Origin of the sequence: Vibrio sp. 10N.286.51.B11, from assembly GCF_041469245.1 — a bacterium.
Classification (GTDB): Bacteria; Pseudomonadota; Gammaproteobacteria; order Enterobacterales; family Vibrionaceae; genus Vibrio; species Vibrio crassostreae_C.
On record NZ_JBFRKI010000035.1, the window covers coordinates 1 to 20121 of the forward strand.

General features: G+C 40.8%; 15 protein-coding genes, 2 tRNA genes and 1 pseudogene. 4 read left to right on the forward strand and 14 right to left on the reverse strand.

The window, feature by feature from the left end; translation table 11 throughout:
- Positions 1 to 91: 91 nt before the first annotated feature.
- From AB4154_RS17130 to AB4154_RS17145, 4 genes are all read right to left on the reverse strand, one after another.
- A tRNA-Gly gene (locus tag AB4154_RS17130) sits at positions 92 to 167 on the reverse strand.
- A 46-nt stretch (positions 168 to 213) separates the two neighbouring features.
- Positions 214 to 287 (reverse strand) — tRNA-Cys (locus AB4154_RS17135).
- 200 nt (positions 288 to 487) lie between these two features.
- The gene (gene viaA, locus AB4154_RS17140; RefSeq protein ID WP_017064542.1) at positions 488 to 1933 is read right to left on the reverse strand and encodes an ATPase RavA stimulator ViaA; all 1446 of its coding nucleotides are present in this window, start codon (positions 1931 to 1933) and stop codon (positions 488 to 490) included.
- Positions 1934 to 1944: 11 nt separating this feature from the next.
- Positions 1945 to 3600 (reverse strand): ATPase RavA domain-containing protein, encoded by a 1656-nt coding sequence (locus AB4154_RS17145; protein WP_017067123.1) that lies wholly within the window; start codon positions 3598 to 3600, stop codon positions 1945 to 1947.
- Between the two features lie 288 nt (positions 3601 to 3888).
- Here AB4154_RS17145 and AB4154_RS17150 point away from each other — a divergent pair, with 288 nt between their 5' ends.
- Both AB4154_RS17150 and ltaE read left to right on the forward strand, forming a co-directional pair.
- Positions 3889 to 4404, forward strand: coding sequence for an NUDIX hydrolase (locus AB4154_RS17150; protein WP_017062564.1), 516 nt, complete (start codon positions 3889 to 3891; stop codon positions 4402 to 4404).
- Between the two features lie 39 nt (positions 4405 to 4443).
- Complete coding sequence (ltaE, locus tag AB4154_RS17155; protein WP_372123668.1) at positions 4444 to 5448, forward strand: low-specificity L-threonine aldolase; 1005 nt, start codon at positions 4444 to 4446, stop codon at positions 5446 to 5448.
- A gap of 529 nt (positions 5449 to 5977) precedes the next feature.
- On the opposite strand, the pseudogene AB4154_RS17160 reads toward ltaE, so the two are convergent.
- The 10 genes and pseudogenes from AB4154_RS17160 to AB4154_RS17205 form a co-directional block, all read right to left on the reverse strand.
- Positions 5978 to 6460, reverse strand: a pseudogene (locus AB4154_RS17160) (DUF4150 domain-containing protein); the annotation flags it as partial.
- A 61-nt stretch (positions 6461 to 6521) separates the two neighbouring features.
- On the reverse strand, positions 6522 to 6959 hold the full coding sequence (locus AB4154_RS17165; RefSeq protein ID WP_102333594.1) for a hypothetical protein: 438 nt from the start codon (positions 6957 to 6959) through the stop codon (positions 6522 to 6524).
- Complete coding sequence (locus AB4154_RS17170; RefSeq protein ID WP_102333593.1) at positions 6940 to 7500, reverse strand: hypothetical protein; 561 nt, start codon at positions 7498 to 7500, stop codon at positions 6940 to 6942. Before AB4154_RS17170 ends, AB4154_RS17165 begins: the two co-directional genes overlap by 20 nt.
- Positions 7497 to 8270, reverse strand: a complete 774-nt coding sequence (locus tag AB4154_RS17175; RefSeq protein ID WP_102384353.1) for an AHH domain-containing protein — start codon at positions 8268 to 8270, stop codon at positions 7497 to 7499. Before AB4154_RS17175 ends, AB4154_RS17170 begins: the two co-directional genes overlap by 4 nt.
- Positions 8271 to 8282: 12 nt before the next feature.
- A complete protein-coding gene (locus AB4154_RS17180; RefSeq protein ID WP_102487243.1) occupies positions 8283 to 9770 on the reverse strand; it encodes a PAAR-like domain-containing protein in 1488 nt (495 codons plus the stop codon).
- Positions 9771 to 9918: 148 nt separating this feature from the next.
- Positions 9919 to 10710, reverse strand: coding sequence for a type IVB secretion system protein IcmH/DotU (gene icmH, locus AB4154_RS17185; protein WP_017062571.1), 792 nt, complete (start codon positions 10708 to 10710; stop codon positions 9919 to 9921).
- The gene (gene tssK, locus AB4154_RS17190) at positions 10707 to 12032 is read right to left on the reverse strand and encodes a type VI secretion system baseplate subunit TssK (protein WP_102333589.1); all 1326 of its coding nucleotides are present in this window, start codon (positions 12030 to 12032) and stop codon (positions 10707 to 10709) included. The genes icmH and tssK overlap by 4 nt, the downstream gene beginning before the upstream one ends.
- An 11-nt stretch (positions 12033 to 12043) precedes the next feature.
- Complete coding sequence (tssJ, locus tag AB4154_RS17195; RefSeq protein WP_136974939.1) at positions 12044 to 12544, reverse strand: type VI secretion system lipoprotein TssJ; 501 nt, start codon at positions 12542 to 12544, stop codon at positions 12044 to 12046.
- A complete protein-coding gene (locus AB4154_RS17200) occupies positions 12537 to 14033 on the reverse strand; it encodes an FHA domain-containing protein (RefSeq protein WP_372123670.1) in 1497 nt (498 codons plus the stop codon). The genes tssJ and AB4154_RS17200 overlap by 8 nt, the downstream gene beginning before the upstream one ends.
- A 9-nt stretch (positions 14034 to 14042) precedes the next feature.
- Entirely contained in the window at positions 14043 to 14648 is a 606-nt protein-coding gene (locus AB4154_RS17205) for a hypothetical protein (RefSeq protein ID WP_372123671.1), read from the reverse strand.
- A 688-nt stretch (positions 14649 to 15336) separates the two neighbouring features.
- Between AB4154_RS17205 and AB4154_RS17210 the strand changes: the two genes are divergently transcribed.
- The gene (locus tag AB4154_RS17210; RefSeq protein ID WP_136974942.1) at positions 15337 to 16650 is read left to right on the forward strand and encodes a type VI secretion system ImpA family N-terminal domain-containing protein; all 1314 of its coding nucleotides are present in this window, start codon (positions 15337 to 15339) and stop codon (positions 16648 to 16650) included.
- A 61-nt stretch (positions 16651 to 16711) separates the two neighbouring features.
- Positions 16712 to 20104: a type VI secretion system membrane subunit TssM gene (tssM, locus tag AB4154_RS17215; RefSeq protein WP_372123673.1), complete on the forward strand. Its 3393-nt coding sequence runs from the start codon at positions 16712 to 16714 to the stop codon at positions 20102 to 20104.
- The last annotated feature ends 17 nt before the right edge of the window (positions 20105 to 20121 follow it).

Sequence of the window (20121 nt, forward strand, 5' to 3'; positions counted from 1 at the left end):
ACCACCAGGGCACGCAATTTTTTATTGCGATGCCGATTACTGAAAAGTAAAACACCATCTTAATGTCAAAATGAATCAACACTACAAAATTTGGAGCGATACATCGGGTTCGAACCGATGACCTCAACCTTGGCAAGGTTGCGCTCTACCAACTGAGCTAGTATCGCATTTTCATTCTTAATATCTCTTAACTTATCAAGATAAGAAAAAGAATGGAGGCGCCTCCCGGAGTCGAACCGAGGTCCACGGATTTGCAATCCGCTGCATAGCCACTCTGCCAAGGCGCCTTTTTTAATTCAACACTTTAGGGACTTAAGTAAGCCGCACCGCTGTGTTCGGGTGCCTACTTTACGGATTGAGGGGAGATAGTCAAACAAAAAAGTGAATTTAAATTCCGTTTGCTGACATTTAAATCAAATTGCTGCATGTTCGATCTCTTTAATCAAAAAACACACAGCAAAATCGAGTTAAACAAGATGTTCTAGCGCTACCACTTCTTCATGAAACGACCGACAAGACTCGGATGATACGCCCAGCAGTGGTCAAACATAGTCATAAGTTGAGGGTTGCCATACTTAGAAAGACTAACCGCATGGAAACGGTTTTTGTGTTCTTTCAACTTTTCAACCTGAGCAATCATTTCGTCTGATTGTTTCGGCGCAATAAAGTCAGAAAGTACGATTAAATCGGCATTCTTGTATTTATCACCAGTCATTAGGTCAATCGACTTCATGAGAACAGGTTCCAAATCCGTACCGCCGTGGAATGAGTAACTTAAGAAGTCGCTCGCTTCACGTAGGCCATCTTGCCTTGTTAACTCATAGGTAATCTGCTCAGAAGAAAAAAGAATCACATAACAGTCTCTCTCTTCTGCAAGAGCAATTTGCATTAAGGCATAAGCCATTGCTTTAGCAGACTGCTCAGGGAAACCACTCATAGAACCCGAAGCGTCCACACAGACTATAAACGGGCCCTTTTCAATATCGATGTTCTTGCTATCTGGTTTTTGCGCCTTCACTTTGCGTAACGTGCGTGATTTACCTTGCGAGCGATAGCTCAGTAAACGCTTGTCGGCCAAGTGCTTGTAAAAGATAACCTCAAGTTCAGGATAAGCTAAGAACATGGTTTCGTTTGGCAGCATCTTGTTAAGGTCATCACTTTCATGAATCCCGACAATATCATCGACCGCTTCATCGCTTTTCTCTTCAACCACCTGCAATTCTTCTACAGGGGCTTTGTGTAGCGAAGGATCATCTTCCTCACCAGCCATACGGCCTAGCTTTTCAGCGATCTCTTGCAAGCCCTTGTGCTTATTCAAGAACTCAGCATGACGTTTCATGATGGTAAGGTCTGTTTTGCTTAATTTGGCAGAAGCCATGTCCCACAAGCGCCCTACACTGCCTTCATCACCCGACTCAGTCACTTTATCCATGTTTTTCATGGTTTCCATGCGCTGATAAAGATCGGCTAAGACTTTTTCTTTGCTTGTTTCAAGTTCAGTTACTTGAGCTTGTTTAATCGCATCAGAAAGTGATTGGTACCATTGGTCGCAAAAGTAGTGTGGAAACATCGCGTTATAAACACCCTTGTTGTTCTCCATAAGGCGTCGAGCTTGTAGATAAAACGCTGAGTGCCACTCCAGCTTTTTGATAACGCTGTCAATCTCATCAAAGAACTGAGGTTCATCCCAGTAAATCACTTCTTGGTAAAGGGCGATTTCCTCTTGGAATCGATCAGTTTCACACACCTTAGTAACGCGTTTTTTAACTTTACCGCGCCATTTAACTAAGTGGTTTTTCACTGATGTTTTCACACCTTTGTTCTCTGCAGCCATCATGACTTGAGAACGAGCGATGAGATCATTCATCGCGGTATCAATGATTCCGGAATCAGCTACCATCAAAGCGAGGTTTAAGCCGTCTGCTCCTAACATATGCTCTCCTCTTACTCGAAGTACTGGCTCATAAACTTAATACGCTGAGCGATCTTGGCACTCTTCACTTTCGTGGTTTCAAGATCTTGCGTTACCGATTGCAAACTTGCTTCCATCGCTTTTGGTAAATCAGGGTCAATATAGTTATGAGGTAATGCATCATGGAATTCAGTACGAACGCGTTTTAACTTGAATTCAGCTTCAGTTAACTGTTCTAAGGCTTTCTCAGCGCCACTCAACCACTTGTTGTACAGTTCTTGGTCTAAACCGTCAGTAGTAACCACACTCACCAATACAGAGCGATTGGCGATGTCTTTAATCACTAATTGGTTTGATGCATCCAAGTCGAGTTTTAAACGGCATAGGTTTTTATTTTCGTTTACGTAACCGTAAATATCACCGTGACCTTCTTTAAGAACACGATCAAAATCGTCTTTGGCTACGTATACCCAACGGCTATCGCCTTTCTCAGATTCAGAAACCGACATGTTGCTTTGCAGCATAACCAGTTTCACTAGATTGTAAGCACTGCCCACGCTGTACATTTTCGCGTTCTTGATGTCATTCTGGTAAACATCTTTACGCAACAAGCCACTGGTTGACTCCATAGAAAGTGACACCGACAACGTTGATTCAACATCGTCTTGAATCTCTTCTAACTCTTCACGAGACATTTCAATTTGAGCTTTCGACTCTTGTTGATCAAACGCTCGGTTCAATGCAAAGTCTTTCACCACGCTACGAACCACATCACGTGATTCTGGGCTATGCCACAAACAATCTTGCAGAAGCATAATATCCAGAGGGTTCACGCTATCGCGACCACTAAAGAACGCACTCGCTTTCAATAGTTTAACGGCCTTCTTCCAGCGTCTATCTGATACATACAATTCTGACTCTGAAGCAGAGCCTTGCTTCTTAACCGTCTCTTCAAGCATGGTTTTTAGTTCAAACAACTTATCAAACGAATTGTCTGTCAGTTCCAGCTTATCGAGCTCTTTCTGCCATTGATGGTATTCAATGTCCGTAATCGCCAAACCTTTTGGAATTACCGCTTCTTGAGAAGTACCCGTCGTCAGCATCGATTTGAAGTTTTGTTTGTTTTGAATACGGTTCACGAACACGCGTACCAACATACGGTCATAAAGTGCTTCCAAGCCGCTGTCTTCATCTGGAAGTTCGTTGGATGCCGATACTAGTAGACGCATCGGTACACGTTCAATATCACTGCCGTTTTTGAAAGTCTTTTCGTTAACGACAGTAAGTAGCGTGTTTAGGATTGCAGGGCCGGCTTTCCAGATCTCATCGAGGAAGACGACTTGTGCAGTTGGTAGGTAGCCTTCGGTTAGTCTTACGTAACGACCGTTGTCTTTTAATTCTTGGATACTTAGTGGGCCGAACACTTCCTCGGGAGTAGAGAAACGAGTCATCAAATATTCGAAATAGCTGCTGTTATCAAAAGCCTGAATGAGACGTTTCGCGATAAGGCTTTTTGCGATGCCCGGAGGGCCTAATAGAAACACGCTTTCACCAGCCAAAGCAGCCAGTAAACAAAGCTTAATGGTGTCTTCTCTTTCGTAGACACCATCAGACAGAGCATGCGCTAATTTATTGATTCTTTCAGAGAGTAGCGCCTTGTCAGCATGTGAAGAAATAGAAGGGTTCATGCGTTACTCCGAAAATCTTTGAACAGTTGAGAGTGTAGAATTGTTTTTATACATTTGTTAGCGCTTTGTTACAAGTGCATTTTATTATTGAGTTGCATTTATATCAGATGGTTACGTCGGTAATTTTGGCGCAATCATAGATTCCAATTATGAGAGTAACATCACGAACGGCGTGAAACTAAATCTAATACGAAACCTAATTTTTCTTTTATTTTCGACACCATAGACGTTATGGTGGTGCACGTCTTCCGTTATACGAAAAATTGGCAAGGAATGTGGCCAGACTGCATGAGTAAAGTTATCCATAAATGGAAAAGTATTTCTCTCATAGAGGAGAACGTGACGCTCCCTACGAACGTCGTGGTAAAACATACAACAATCAATCACCCTGGCGCGGCAGTTATTCTTCCTATCACTTCGTCTGGAAAAATCATCCTCATTAACCAGTTCCGCCCTTCTCTAAAGAAATGGCTTTTGGAACTACCCGCAGGCACGATGGAAATAGATGAGACACCTCTTCAATGTGCCCAACGCGAACTGGAAGAAGAAACAGGTTACAGTGCAACTTCTTTTCAAAGCTTGGGGCAAGTCACCCCTTTGGCTGGCTTCTGTGATGAGATACAACATCTGTTTGTCGCAAAAGACTTAAGCCTCACTACCCGCTTTGAATGCGATGACGATGAAGTAATAGAAGTGATCGAACTGAGTTTAGAAGAACTGCACGATAAAATACGACACGATCAAATCACTGATACCAAAACTATCGCTTGTTTAAGTAAAGCCCAACTATGTGGCCATCTATAGCCAATTATATGGCTACCTAAAGTACTCTAGGAGAGAAACATGGACTTTCGTTCTGATACCGTAACTAAACCTTCGCAAGCTATGCGTGACGCAATGGCAAACGCAGAAGTGGGCGATGATGTTTATGGCGATGACCCAACCGTCAACGAACTAGAACAGTGGGCAGCAAATGAGACAGGCTTTGAAGCGGCAATGTTTACCTCTTCAGGTACACAAGCCAACCTTCTTGGCTTAATGGCGCATTGTGAGCGTGGTGATGAATATCTGTGTGGCCAGCAGGCGCACAACTACAAATACGAAGCTGGCGGCGCTGCGGTCCTTGGTTCTATCCAACCTCAACCAATCGAGAATAACCCAGACGGTACTTTAGACTTTAAAAAGCTTGCCGCTGCGATTAAGCCCGACGACAGCCACTTTGCTCGTACCAAGCTTCTTAGTTTAGAAAACACGATCAATGGTAAAGTGCTGCCAATGTCTTACCTAGCGGAAGCTCGTGAGTTCGTAAACCAACATGGTTTACAGATGCACTTAGACGGTGCACGCGTATACAATGCGGCAGTCGCGTTAGACGTTCACATTAAAGAGATCGCGCAACACTTCGATTCAATGACGATCTGTTTATCAAAAGGCTTAGGCGCGCCGATTGGCTCTCTACTTCTTGGTAGTAAAGAGTACATCGCTAAAGCACGCCGCCTACGTAAAATGGTCGGTGGCGGTATGCGTCAAGCAGGCATTCTTGCTGCAGCAGGTAAAATGGCACTGACTGAGAACGTTGCTCAACTTAAAGCTGACCACGAGAACGCGAAAAACCTAGCGATCGGCCTAAGCAAGTTAGAAGGCTTTTCTGTTAACCCTGATTTCATTCAAACTAACATTGTGTTTGCTAAGTTAGATGAGTCCGTGGATATCAACCGAATCGCTCGCGAACTGGGCAAACAAGGCATTACGATGTCTCCAGGTAACCCGGTTCGATTTGTTACTCACCGTGATGTTAGCGCAGAAGACATAGCTCGATTCCTAACAAAGTTGGCAAATGTACTTTAAGCTTTAAAGGTTATCATCCAGAGCAAATACGACTTGAGCTTCCCCTAAGGGGAAGCTCTATTGTTACGTTTACTCACGAACAAAAACATGATCTACCCATCATTCATTCTAATTTCCCCGTGCCCTTTACACCTTTGGCTTCGATGACCCTAAATTGAGGAAAATGAAGTCATTAAACTTCACCTTTCGTCATAACCCTATCAGTCAATGACACCTATCCGAAATTTCAGCTCAAGATCCCCTTTACCTCTCAAATACATGAATGCGTATCAAAACGGATACAAACAAGGCAATTACGCAGAATGATACGAGTACACTGAATAAGCTCGATGAGCGAGATTTGAACGATATAGCAACTTCTTATTCACCTCGAAACAATTAATATCCTTTATAGGTTATATCACCGCATCCTAAATTGTACGTTTATGGTAACCATTGCGCGGTTTCCAGTACTTATTTGAGTCATATAGCACCTAGCGACTTCCTTGGAAAACGCCTTTAAATATCGAGGATGACCAAGCCCCGAGAGGATGGTTCCTTCAAAGCTAGCGCCGATTTGGTCGACCAGTTTATATGTCGCACCTTGCACAGATTCGCCATCAGAGTGACAAAGAAATAGGTCAAGCGTATATCTCCCTTCTTGGTCTTCTGTTACAGAAACCGAAAGGTTTTGAGCGCCGCCTTAACACATGGTGTTGGCTTTGTTCATAGTCATCTGGTCAGAAAGGCGGCATACACCGACACCTTCGAACTTAACGGTAGGAGAAGCTGATATGAATTCGGCCTCGGCTTCAATAGTGCCAGAAGCTACGCCCTTTTTATCACCACCGGCATCACCAGTACTGGCGCTGAATTTACTGCCTTTAATTGCAATGCTGTTACCGCCATCCATAGAGACGGTCGTGGTGCCTCCCGCTAAATCGGCGGACTTTGCATTGTTACCATAAGGGATAGGAACAACAGGTTTGCCGACTGTTGTTAAACAAACATCAGGGAGTGTTGCGTTCGCTTTAGTCGAAAAACACCGTGACTAAACGCAAAAAGCGCCTTACGGCGCTTTTATTACTGACAGTCTAATAACGACCATATGGAGCTGTTGTATCGTACCAAACATCAACACAACCTGCTGACTTTAAGTCTTTAACGAAGTCTTCACTAATATACAACTCATTATTTTCGTTAAAAGCAAAAGCATGTTTTTCTTCGGTGTCTAAGTTCGTGATTGTAGGAAATTGCAATAATTCAATTGTTTTATAGTCATCAAACTGTCTGTCATAATCATCAGGGTGACTACCAAAATCAAAATTACTATCCCAAGTATCTTTTCCTTCTAGCCAAATTTTATTTAACTTGTCTAAAATTTCTTCCCAAATTACAAACCGGATATTATCATTGAAAATAACAAACAAATCAGGGTTCGAAAAAATCATACCTGGTCTTTTTTCAGGTAATAATTTACTAATATTATCTTTATTAAACTTGATGTACATATCAACCGGCCCACGCTTCATTAAAGTGTTCTATTGGTATAAATTCAACACCATTGGGAGTTGTTGATTCAATTTCTTTTACTATAATTTTGTGAAAGAATGTGTGAAATCCCCAAGCCGAGTCTCTAAATACTAGTCTTTTTTGAAGAGGAATTGATAAAATTTTCTGAGGATCAATGACGATTTTTTTCATACCTGAGATATTTCCGCGTTTGAACCTTTTGAAATTACTCTGTTCATGACAGATGACATCTTGTTCATTTGCTAACTGCAACATCATGAAATCATGTTCACCTTTATCAATTAATTTGATATGTATCCAGTTAGAACCATACAAGTTTGCAATATTCAATCTATCATATATATTTCTAGATATGGAAAAATCAGGCTCCATTATAACATCTGGTATTATATACTTTTCGTCTGGCTTATATTTTGCTAAAACAGGCACAGGGCCACATGGAAAAGTAAATATTGTGCTGTATGCCGCTTCTTCATATTCATCAGGAACTGCATAAATTGGTGTAATTTGGTTTTCTTTTACGAAAAAATAATCACTCATGAGCCTGCCTCTAACTTTTTAGGTTCCATTACCTTGCCTAGTTTATTCCGAATTGCGTGCCCAGTTCCAGTAATATTAAGCCTATGAGGACATTCTTCTCTACTTTTTTTCTCGCTTTCAATGTGACCACCTCCACATCCAATTTTTGAGCTCGGAGCATAGTCTTTACCAAATCTGGACAGAGTCCAATGAAAGCTATTTAGTTTGTCCACTATATCTTCCGCTGCGTCATCGAGATCCTCGGTAAACTCTTTTTTCTTGGAGCTTTTACAGTAATATTTTTTCTCGGCTCTTTTTTTAATCTCGCTTATTTGTTTGTATACTCCTTTCAAGTAGGTGCGTAATTCACTATATAGCTTCTCGCACTCTTCATCCGGGATTTCTTCGGGCTTAGCCTTGCCTCCCCAGTACTTATCTAAAACGGTGTCGTAATCAAGACCTCGATTGTGATTGGAGCGATGAACATGTGTTTCTACTTGGCAAGCAATAATAGTGCTACTTGGCAGCATCACACCATTATTTGCCCTGTTAATGTCATACTCATAAGCCTCTCTCCATAATTTCCACAAATGACCATCCAATGATTCAGTGGTAACAATATGGTGCGCTTGCAAGCCACCTTTTTCAGTATTGTACTTAGAGTCATACCAAGGATGGTTTTTTAGATCACTCGACCATTTATTTTTTGCTATAGCTTTAGCTAGCTTGGAACCGCTTCCTATTATCAATTTATGTTCTGATATTTTGCTATCTGACGGCTTTTTAGACACAGCTGCTCCTCCTCAATAAGCGTCACATTTCTCTGGTTTCTTCTTGCAAACAGGACAAACAAACTCTTTTTTATCCTTTTTCTCATTGGTGTTATCGTTACTCTTTCCTGACTGAGCAGATTTACCAGTGTCATGTTTCACTTTTGCAGGGTACGCTCTCTCACTTTTACCCAAAATTCGAGCAAATAACTGGTCAAACTCACCCATAGCTTGTTTAAGCTTATCCGGCACCATTTTATCGATGATTTTCACTTCGTCTGCTAACTTTAAGAAGTATTCTGCTAGTTCATCAGCTCCCATGCGATTGGCGAAAGAAGCAAGCTCACTCGCCACTTCGATACAAGGCTTTAGAACATCCGATACAATATTGCTCGCCTGCTTGGCGTAATCAACCCAATCTAATGTACGTAAGAACTTTTCTGGGTCACCTTTACCCATACCACGAAGTACCGCGAGTAAAGTGTCTTTCGATGTACCCTTACCACCTTTCAAAGCGACTTTACATGTACCTTTAACTGCACTGCCAAACGTTGGGACACAGCCAATCAAAGTCAAAGAGAGTGCCAACCAATTTTCTGGCTTATCTCGTTCTTCTTCACTTAATAGTGTCATGATATTTGCTGACAGGTCTCGTACATCTGCAGCTTGGTCTACGACGGGAATCATTGTCAGCGCTGTGTTGGCTATGATTTGCTCTACCGATGAGTCATCATTAAAGTCACCTAAAATTACTCCCCAGACCCAGCTGGCAGCGCCAGACATTCTCTTCCAGGAGTTTTCCCAAAAACCAACCTCGCCTCGCTTTGCTTCTTCAATAATTAATTGAGCATTCGCATTTGGGTTGAAATTAGGGTTAGTTTTAGTTGGGATGTTTGGCATGAATTCGCGACTATCTTCACCATAGTCAATGTTAAATTCACCAGGTGCAACCCCACTCACCGAAGCTTTGCCTGCATTATCTAATGTACCTTCAAAGGAAGCGCCGGTTTGATCAACCAATTTATATGTAGCCCCTTGGACAGGCTCCCCATCAGAATAAGAAAGAAACAGATCAACCGTATACGTCCCTTCTTGATCTTCAGTTACAGAAACCGAAGGGTTTTGAGCACCGCCTAAACACATAGTGTTGGCTTTATTCATGGTCATTTGATCAGAAAGGCGGCATACACCGACACCTTCGAACTTAACGGTAGGAGAAGCTGATATGAATTCGGCCTCGGCTTCAATAGTGCCAGAAGCTACGCCCTTTTTATCACCACCGGCGTCACCAGTACTGGCGCTGAATTTACTGCCTTTAATAGCAATGCTGTTACCGCCATCCATAGAGACAGTCGTGGTGCCTCCCGCTAAATCGGCAGACTTTGCATTGTTACCATAAGGGATAGGAACAACAGGTTTGCCGACTGTTGTTAAACAAACATCAGGGAGTGTTGCGTTCGCTTCTCCTCCTGAGCCTTGATGAACTACGCTGAGTCCATTCGCACAAACTGTTACGCCCATAGTAAATCCAATTAAATTCCAATAGATGTATGATAAAAGAGATCGCAGGCTGCAATCTCTCTAAGTACGTAGTGAAAATGAAGGATGAGACTGTTACTTCGAGTCTATTTTTAAAAACGGACAGAAGATCTCACAATTAAATCTAATGCTATTGATAAACATCCAGTAACTGCTGAAATTTTAGGTCAATGACCAAGTAAGTCGCGGCATACATAACACCAAAGATCACAGTACTGACGCCAATAATCAACTTAGGGGAAATAACGCGTTTGAGCGGTTTCTTTAAATACTTCGCCTTTAAGTTAACTAACGTTACTTTTTCCTGTTCGGCTAAACGCTCGTCTCGGACTAAGCGATAAATTGTGTTTCCTATCTCTGAAAGCTTTTCGTTACCACGCTCTTCTCGGCCGTACTTGCCTTTGAACCCAAGTTGAAGCAATAAATAAAGGAATTCGATAACGTGTCTGTATTTTCGTGGATCAGCTTTCAAGCGCTCTAAAATAGTAAAAAACTTATCGCCACCCGATGTTTCGTTATGGAACTCCGACAATAAGCTATTGGTACTCCAATGGCTGTTTGCCCCCCACTCTTGCCTACACACAGATTCATCTATTGCAGCACATAAGCAATAGCGTATGACCAATATTGATGCCCGATCCAACTCCATTTCATTGAGCTTTCGTTCACCTTTGCGAATTTCTCGTGCAACTTGTTCTCTAAAAGGACCAGGATCGTCCAACCAAGGAATCGAAGACATACATGAGAGACTGGCTATTAACCAAGTAAACTGATCGACCAACGGGTTAACACCCATGCTCTCCACGTTTAGGTCTCTTACCGCAATATTTCTAGATAAATCAGGTGCAGGCATAACCTCCATTGGTTTGCCTGGTTCTGGTTGAAATAGTACTACGGTGACGTCGTTTTCGGCGTAACTCATAAACGTACAGCCCAAAGCTGTAGTGATAAGTTCGCGAAGTCGCCAGCAATATGGACTGCGATTGCTGCGGTGTTATTCAATGCATTCCATTCGTCACTTGCTTTATCGAGCTCAAAATAGGTATATCCGGCATGATAAGGCAACGCTCTAGGTACCACTGGCATTGGTTTCATTTCAATACCCGGCAATTGTAAGTTGATCAAATCGCGAATATTGTCGATCGAACCAATCTTGGTTTGGCTTACAAACTGCGTATGCAGAATATCAAGTGGTACGTCTGCTTTAACAGCAAGAATAAACGTCGTAGATTCGACAATTTTACTGTCTGGAATTGCTGCAGTTCGAATTCCATAGCTTTGCTCCCTCAATGTTAAAGGTATTGCACGTTGTTCTGACATAACACTTAATGTCATTTTCGCGCTATCAAGCGTACGAGATAAACAATCGGTCAGTTGGCTATGGTTGTATTTTGTAAACTCTTGTGGTCTACGAGATGCGGAACACAGTGTAGATAATTCACCTTCCGCTTGTAACAGGATCCGATAAAATGACTCTGGGTGAACGCCTTCCACACTTGCAAAATGCCAGAACAACGGCTCATAACGATTCAAGGCTTGTAACAACATAAAATCAGCAACAGATGATACGCCCTGTTGGTCAACCACCCCCAAACGCTGAACTATAGATTCTGCTCTATGTTTGAGCATTGACGCGAATTCAGTCGCGAACTTGCTTAAAACGGTAGAAGCATGAATATCAATACACGTCGGGATATAGTTCTCATCCAAAATGATGCTTCCGTCGGGCTTCACTTCGGAAATTTTTAAAATGGGTATCGATGTATAAGAACTCTTATCTTCGTGGTCGTACATTAAGAAGAAGTTAAGTTTACCCACCACAATACTTGCCATATCTTCTGATTCATAACATGCATCGACGGCTTCTTGGGTCTCCATGTTATAACGAGCACCGTCACCATTACCTCCAAAGAGTTCCGAACGCTCTGATGGTAGTGGGCAACATAAGTACACCACTTTATCCGCAATAGATGGGTCAACATCTCTTACTTCTGGAAGTTCAGCAAGAAGCGGTAAATCAAATGGCGTGCGGTCTTGTAATATACCTTCTGCTCGTGTGATTCCGATTTTTCCTAATGCCAATAGCTCAGTATTAATCTCAATTTTTTTTACTCCCCAATGTAATGGAGAGCTATTAGAGCTAAGCATGTTAGATAACTTACTTTGAGATCGGTCTAGTTGTTGGAAATGTTGAGGCTTCATGAACATACCATCTTGCCAAACAACTGGATTATATAAAGACATTCGTCGGTTCCTTAAAAATACGTCTGTTCAATACCACGAGTATTGTTCGAAGATAATTCGCTACCCTCAAGTTTTAGTCTGAGGAAGTACTCACTTTTTTCTTCGATCACTTCGACCTTCCGCCAAGATGAGCCATTGATATCGCGGAATGCGACAGAAAAACCCAATGCTCTAGTTGTTGGGTCTAACTCTAGAATCTCGTGCAACTTGTCTCCTGGTTGCAGCTGATATTCGTACCGTTTAATGTATTCATCCCCCAAGGAGGCCTTATCATTTTCGAACAAAGCGAAGAAGTCCAAACTACGGAACATAACTGGAGACGTTAATTCGTGAACTCTCAGAATTACTGGGGACGATTGACCTTGGTCACGAACATTGAGGTGTTCTGAAGCTTCGATAACAAGTTCAATCGAAGAAGTCTCAGGAGTTATCCCTGAGGACTCTTTGAACTGCTCCCACATAGAACAACCTGATAATAGAAACAAGGTAATGGGGATTATAAGTTTACGCATGATCAGCTTTTGCAACCTTATTGTATCTGTCTTTCATCAACGCTTTAAAAGTTGACGCATTGAATTGTCTAGTACTTTGCTTATAATGTTCACTGTACTTTTTCCACAACTTTGATTTACTAAGGAAGCGTGTCTCTTGGCTTAAAGTGTTTGCAAACTGCTGAGGATCATTCGCTTTTAGTTGCTCCAATACCAAATCGTTAATTGCCTTCGCATATAAGGTATCGTGCTCGCTAAGTTCATCCAGTATCTGTTCAATTAGCTCATTTGGAGCCAATAGATTTTGACTATTGAGCGTTAACATCAATGTAGTTAGGCTAAGATCATTGTGGGCAAATGAACTTTCGTCAGTAAGCTCTTCAACACTCTGTAAATCTTTGTACAAATTATCGATACACAATCGTAAACAAGCGCCCATTTGTTTAAAAAATAGAGCGTCATGTTTCGTGTCAGATTCTAAATCAACACCCAGTCCTTCAAAGAATGCATGTGTTACATTTTCATGTTCGTAAGAAGTTTCACTCAATGCGATATTATTCTGAGTTCTACTCTCACTTTCAACAGGCTGCTCTTGTGGTTCGGTATGAGAGACAAATTCTTGTGTCACCTCTTCCCATTTATGGCTCTGTATGTTTGTAGAATGAGGTATAATAGTGACAGGTGGCACTTCTGGTAGTTTATTTTTGAGAGTCCCTGAACTGCCGTTAGGTGTATCTGACTTAAGATCTGAACCTTCAACGCTTGCTGGTTTCAAACGGTTCGATATCTTAGCTTGATCATCGGCGACATCTTTAGCTTTCAGGCTCGCCTGCTGTTCTTCTTCCATCCCCATCCAATCTTCAGGAATCAGACTAGGAAGGTCAAACTCAGAATGGATACTCAGACTGTCATCAACGACTTGCCTTTGATGTTCTGTCGATGACTTCATAAGATTTTTTTCGTTACTTTCGTCTCGGACCAAATAATCATCATCTCTCTGCATTGAGAATTTTAAGTGCTCGACGGGATCATGAGTATCTACTCCATCAGGTTTCGTTTCCATGAAGAGATCTTCAAGCGCGCCTGTCTCTGCTTCTTCCTCAACAACGGACTCTTCCAAGTTCATTAAAGGGTCTGTTGAATCTCTTTCTGGCGCTATTTCAGAAGCTATGTCGTATGAAGTCGTTACCAACTCAAGAGAAATACTCACTTCATATTGTCCGAGAGAAACTCTGTCACCATCGCACAACGAAACTGGTTGATTCTTTAGGATCTTATTACCATTAACCAATGTGCCATTTGTACTCACATCACTAATGTAATAAGTGTCTCCATATATACTCAATAGACAGTGCGTACCAGATATGAATCGGTTGTGATCCGTTAAAGTCACTGTACAACCTGCTTCTCGCCCTAGAGATCCACCTTCTTCAGGCATCTCGATACTTTTAGCTCCAACATATTCTTCAGGGCACTTCGAGATCACCAAAACCAATTGATTTATACGCATGAATAGCCTTTAAAACAGAAGAGAAACACTAAACTCGACACCACCTAGACCCTCGTTATAAAAAGGTAAGATGTATGAAGCTTGCGGGATTATTTGTAAATGAGCGTCTGGGTTACTTCCTAATTTGATCACACTACCAAAAGTAACAACAGCGCCAGCTTCAAATTGATCGATATCTTCAAGTTGTTCGCTGTAACGAAAGCCTTGGTCGTCAACTTTCCAACGGTTTGAGTATTGCGAGTAACCTAAAGACAAGCCAGCACCTATATAAGGTGTGAACACCGACCAGCTACCTAAAGCATACTGAGGCACAATACGAAGTTCGTAATTGGTTACCTCGTTATACACGCCATTCTTTGGAGCTTCGATGTCGTCTTCAGCCAAATAATTAAAACCTAACCACCAACGCCATCGGTTGTTACTTTCATCAATTGGACGTGTATGGACGAACCCGTAACGCAGAGCATCTACTTGGCCACTCGGTCCTTCTTCATATTCTATAGTGTCTATGCTCAGCATATTTACTGAGCCACCATATCTTTCCCCCTTCGCGATCGCGATGGACGAAAAAAGACACATTGTGGATATTAGACCGATTTGACTTAGGTTTCGCATGCTTCCCTCTGAGTTCATCCATATATTAACTAGATGCGCAAGATAGCAAGTATTATGTCTTTTACAATAAGGAGACGGTCACACCCGCCATTTACGACATTATAACTAGCAAAAAAAACGATATATCTACAAGAAAATGCATTACGAATAATTACAAATAAAATTCATTTATAAAATCAAAACTATCAATAATTGAAAAATCAAACGACCAACAACCATCCAAAGAAAGAAGGTTGTTCAATACAAGAAAATTAGCATTTACAAAATTCAAAAAACCTAACATGCCACTTTTTTATCTTTAAGCTGTAGCATAATCATTTCCAGCATTTTTCTAATTTAGTGTTAGTTAATATTTATGTAATCATTGGTAAGAGTAATTATTGATCAATAAAACACCACACACATGAATAGTTAGGTTCATATTATTTTTCCCAACAAAGACCATAAACGTGACTTTCATCACTGAAACTTTATAAAGCTCAGTCGTAAATTGTTACGTTTTTTGATCTTTTTGTGAATAACGTCACATAGTGCTGAAATTCAGAACTTTCAAATCTTTTAACATTCAAATTATTCTGTTTGACTATAGAATCCTTGAAAAAATATAAATATAAAAACAAGCGAGGCTAAATTTATTAGTTATCGCTAAATTTCGATTTCGTTATATATACAGTTGGATATCAAGATTATGTTCTCCTCAGATTTCACAAGACGGCCTATTGACGAAGAAAAGCCTAGCGGAACTAACCCAAACGCATTAGATGATTTTACAGAGATAAAACGTCAAATTAATAACCTTAATAAGGTGACAGGGAGAGTATCTTGGAAAAAGGTTCAGTCTCTTTCAAAAACGATACTTTCGAAAAACAGCAAAGATTTCCGTTGTAGTTGCTACTTTACTGTCGCAGCAACACATAATGATGGCTTAAAAGGTTTAGCTGAAGGACTCAGTTCTATTCTGGACTTATGCGTCGTTTATTGGTTTACCGCATATCCAGAAGTTACAAAATCAAACGCAAGGATTGGGGCGATAGACTGGATGGTTGAACACACAGAAAAACGAATAAAGTCGATTAAAACAAGCCCCGACGACGTACTGCTGATCGAAACTTGCCATCGCTTATGTATGAGAATTGAAGAAGAACTAAGACTACATTACGGTATAAAAGCACCTTCATTAGGTGGGGTACGTCGAATCTTAAAGCAATGGGTTGATGAACATAAAGAGACCGAAGCAAACCTGCGCGAAGCAGAGAATCAACGAAAGTACCGAGCTCCAGAAGAAAATAAACAACCAACACCAGTGGCTCAACCATCAACCATTAAAATTGATGTGTCAAATAAGCAATCTGCAACAACATCGAAAGTCGACGATAAAACACCCTCTAATTATTTAGTCGTCTACCTGTTAGCCGGATTTCTTGCTTTAGCATTGTCCTCTCACTTCTTTTATAAGCAATACCAACTAAAAGATCTGACTAAACAAATCATCACATCTGATATCTCACAACTTAATGAAATAGCACATTCATTAAGATATGAATATGCTCCTATTTCTCAAGATGTTAGACCTAATGTCGTAAACCAATTAGACACACTAATGAAAGGTTGGGTTGCCGATCCAATCAAAGTGTATCAGATCGATATTTTAGACCGATTGACGCTTGATTTAACCAAGCTGTATCCGGACTCGTCTTCTATTCTACGATTACGCCAAGAGTTCACCAATGAACAAGAAAAGTTAAACACAGATTACGCCCAACTTCACCGACGCTTTTCTAACGCCAGGACTGTATTTGCGAATGTAATTAGAGGAAGTGAAAGTAAAAAGACAGCACGAGCTTATGAGTACAGTAACTCTCTTTTTCCATTGATTGGCCGCATTGAATATGCAGAAAAAGAACAACAACAAAAAGAACTACAGAAATCTCTTCGGATACTGAACGTCTATTTACACAAAATAAAAACCTTAGAATCAGATCTGTCAGCAAATAAACCGTAAAACTCATAAAACCGTCTTAAGACTCGGTATTACAACAAACTCAAAACAACGAAATAGGCTTATGTTAAAACACAAACTAATGAGGAACCCTGTTGTTATATCAACGGCCATTTTCCTCTTTCTTGCTGCTACGATCGCTGCAATCTATATCCTTTGGCTAGATATAACAGACAAGTTTTACCTATGGATTGCTTTAGGTGCTATAACAATTTTCTATTCGTTGTTTCAGGTAACGTTGTGGCTAAAAAAGAAAAACAACACTAAAGCCCTAAAGCTGGAAACAGAAGAAGAAGCATTAGCCATGGTCATCCGTCCGCTTCTTTCTGGTTCCAATAAAAAGCCAATCTATTTAATGATTGGCAATAAATACGCGGGTCGAACTCAGTTTCTACTTAACTCCAGTGCAATCAAGCCAATGGATCAGACTCGTACTGCAAAGAATGATTTTTTCGAATGGTATGAGTCAGACTCCGCCGTGTATATCAAACCGGATCAACGCCTATTGTTTCAAGAAGTATCAAGTAACGATAGCGCTCTGTGGAACACATTTGTAGATGAGGTCATTAAACACAAGCCTAGAAAGCCATTTTCTGGTTGCTTGTTTTTTATCGATTTTGAATTTCTAATTGTCTCTGAAACCGAACAAATCGATTACACGTTAACCGCGCTTAACCATCGATTAGAATCAGTAAGTGAAAAAACATCTTCAGCGATCCCTTTATATTTAATGATGTCTAAGCTCGACAAGCTAGAAGGATTTAAGGAATACATACACTTTAGTTCTTTAAAGACCTCGGTTGAATTTCTATCAATTCCATTAAAGGAAGCTAAAGGTGTATTTGTTGAGTACTACCATGATAGCTTCCGTAATTTAGTAAAAGTAATGGAGAGCAATGCGTTAGATTCGTCGTCTCACTCTAATGAAGTTAACGAGAAGCAAGCCATATTAGCATTCCCTAAACAATTCGAATTGTGTCAGTCTGAAATTGCTTCTGTGATAGAACGACTTTCAGAACTCAATACTGGGTCTTATTCTCTTGATATCCGTGAAGTGTTTTTTATATCGAATATCCAAGGTGGTAGAAAATACAACCTATTAGCTAAGAGTTGCAGCAACTACTTTAACTTGCCGATCATTGCGTCGGAACATACTCAGTTAACAGAAACGCCCTATTTTACGCGTTTCTTAATGGACTCTCAGATCCTGCCTGAATCTGATTTCGCAGGTGAAAACAAGACTTACCTTAGGATGATCCAGAGGCAGAGCCGTCTAGCCGTTGCAGCTTCCATTATTTTACTAGGTAGTGGTGCTTACCTGTTTTCAACGACTTTAGATGACAACCTGAGAGTGATTAGTCAGCTTATTGGTATAGATGATTCACAATCGTCTTACCCAAAAGGCAATTCTTTTGAAAGTTCTCTTTCAAGTGCGATCCAAACTGTACAACCATCTTATCAAGCATGGCTTAGTGGCTCACAAGCGCTAGATAATGAACTTGTGAATATGAATGTAAGTCGTCTCGATGAAAGTACGAAAATCGCTTATAACGCCCTCATAATGCAAATTAGAAACCACTTAATGCCAGTAATTGAGCAAGGTTATCGTTTGCAACTAACACAAAATCAAGACAACGTTAATAATGCACTGCCTTTACTAAAAGGTTACTTAATGTTGAATGATCCTACAAAACGCGAGATAAAATTTCTACGTCAGCAAACGATGTCAACGCTCCAAAAACTCAGTGATCAACCAGACACGATCACGACAGTGATGAAATATTTGGACGCATATTTCCGCACTGATTTTGAACCTGTATCGATCAACATGAATATGGTGCGTGCGACAAGACGTTCTCTACTCTCTAGTTCAAATGTAGATCTTGTGTACGCCAGCTTGTTACAACAAGCAGGTGACATTGATTTAGGCACTTTGAATTTACAGCGAGCAGTCGGTTTCGACTTTAATAATGTCTTCAACGACAACTTGGATCCTCAACGATTAGAAATCGATAAAGTTTACACATCTACAGGCTTCAGTACGTTTTACCGCCCTCGCGTCGATTTAATGTCGCAACAAGTCATCACCGACAACTGGGTATTGGGTTTGTCAAACCACGTAATCCCAACAGACAAAGAACAAGAGACATTCAAGAAGCAAGTAAGAAAAAAATATACGGATGACTACATCAGTTATTGGCGAAATGCTTTAAGCGAACTAAAAGTAAAGCGTTATAACAATATAGGGGAGATTACTAACGCCATTGATCTGATCTCTGGCCCATCTTCTCCGATGACAACGGTTCTAAAACAAGTTTATACAAACACGCAGTTTTCACCGATCGGTCAACAAGGAGCATTAATGGCTCAAGTTAACCCTAAACTTACGGGTGCCGTAAAAGCAGCACCAGAACTCGTTGAAGAAGTTGTAAAGCCTGACTACTTATTAATGAAAAGAGTTGAACAAGCTTTCCACATCTTGAATCAATTGCAAATTAACGAAACTCCAAACTCCCCTACACCATGGGATGAAACGATAACTGCACTGAGCAGAGTTCGTACGTATATGAAAGATATAGCAGACGCACCGGACCCTCAAATGGCAGCGTTGTCTGCAGCACAACACCGGATGAGTAGTACGGATGCCGATCCTCTGATTCGTTTAAAACAAATTGCACAAAAATCTCCTGAGCCAGTAAGAAGTTGGCTTTTAGACGTAGTTAACCAGAGCTGGTCCGTGATGATTTCTGAATCATCAAAAGGAATACAGACTCTTTGGTATAGTGAGATCTATTCTAAGTTCAAAGAGTTAGGTTTAGGAAGGTACCCTTTTGATCTAAGTGCAACAGAAGAAATTTCGATCGAAGACTTTGAGCTGCTTTTCGCATCGGGAGGCTTGCTTGATGCATTTATCGATAAAAATTTCGCTCCTTTTTATGACACAAACCTATGGACGCCAAAACAAGTAGAAGGTGAAATTATGCCTCTCTCACCAGAACTGCTTGTTCAGTTACGAAATTACAATGTCATCAAAGATACACTAATCAACAAGAGTACAAACCGTTTGTACCTTCCATTTAGTGCGAAGGTACTTGATCTTGATTCTAGTGCGATCAGAGCAAGCTTAAAAATAGCGGACTCAAATATCAACTATTACCATGGTCCCAGCAGAATTCGCGAACTTGAGTGGCCTCCTCAAAATGGAGATTTCAATATCAGTATAACAATTCAAGATGTAACAGACGAAGGTAAACAACATGTACTAAGCAAGAATGGTCAATGGGCTATCTATCGGTTATTTGGTGACTCAACGTTAACAAATACCCATAACGGTAGCTTCGTGAGTGATATAAAAGTATCAGGCAGAGATCTGAGCTTGCGAATCACTCCTTTGACTCAGAAAAACCCGTTTACGTTAGCGGAGCTGTATAACTTCACTCTACCCGAAGCTATATAATACAAATACAAATACAA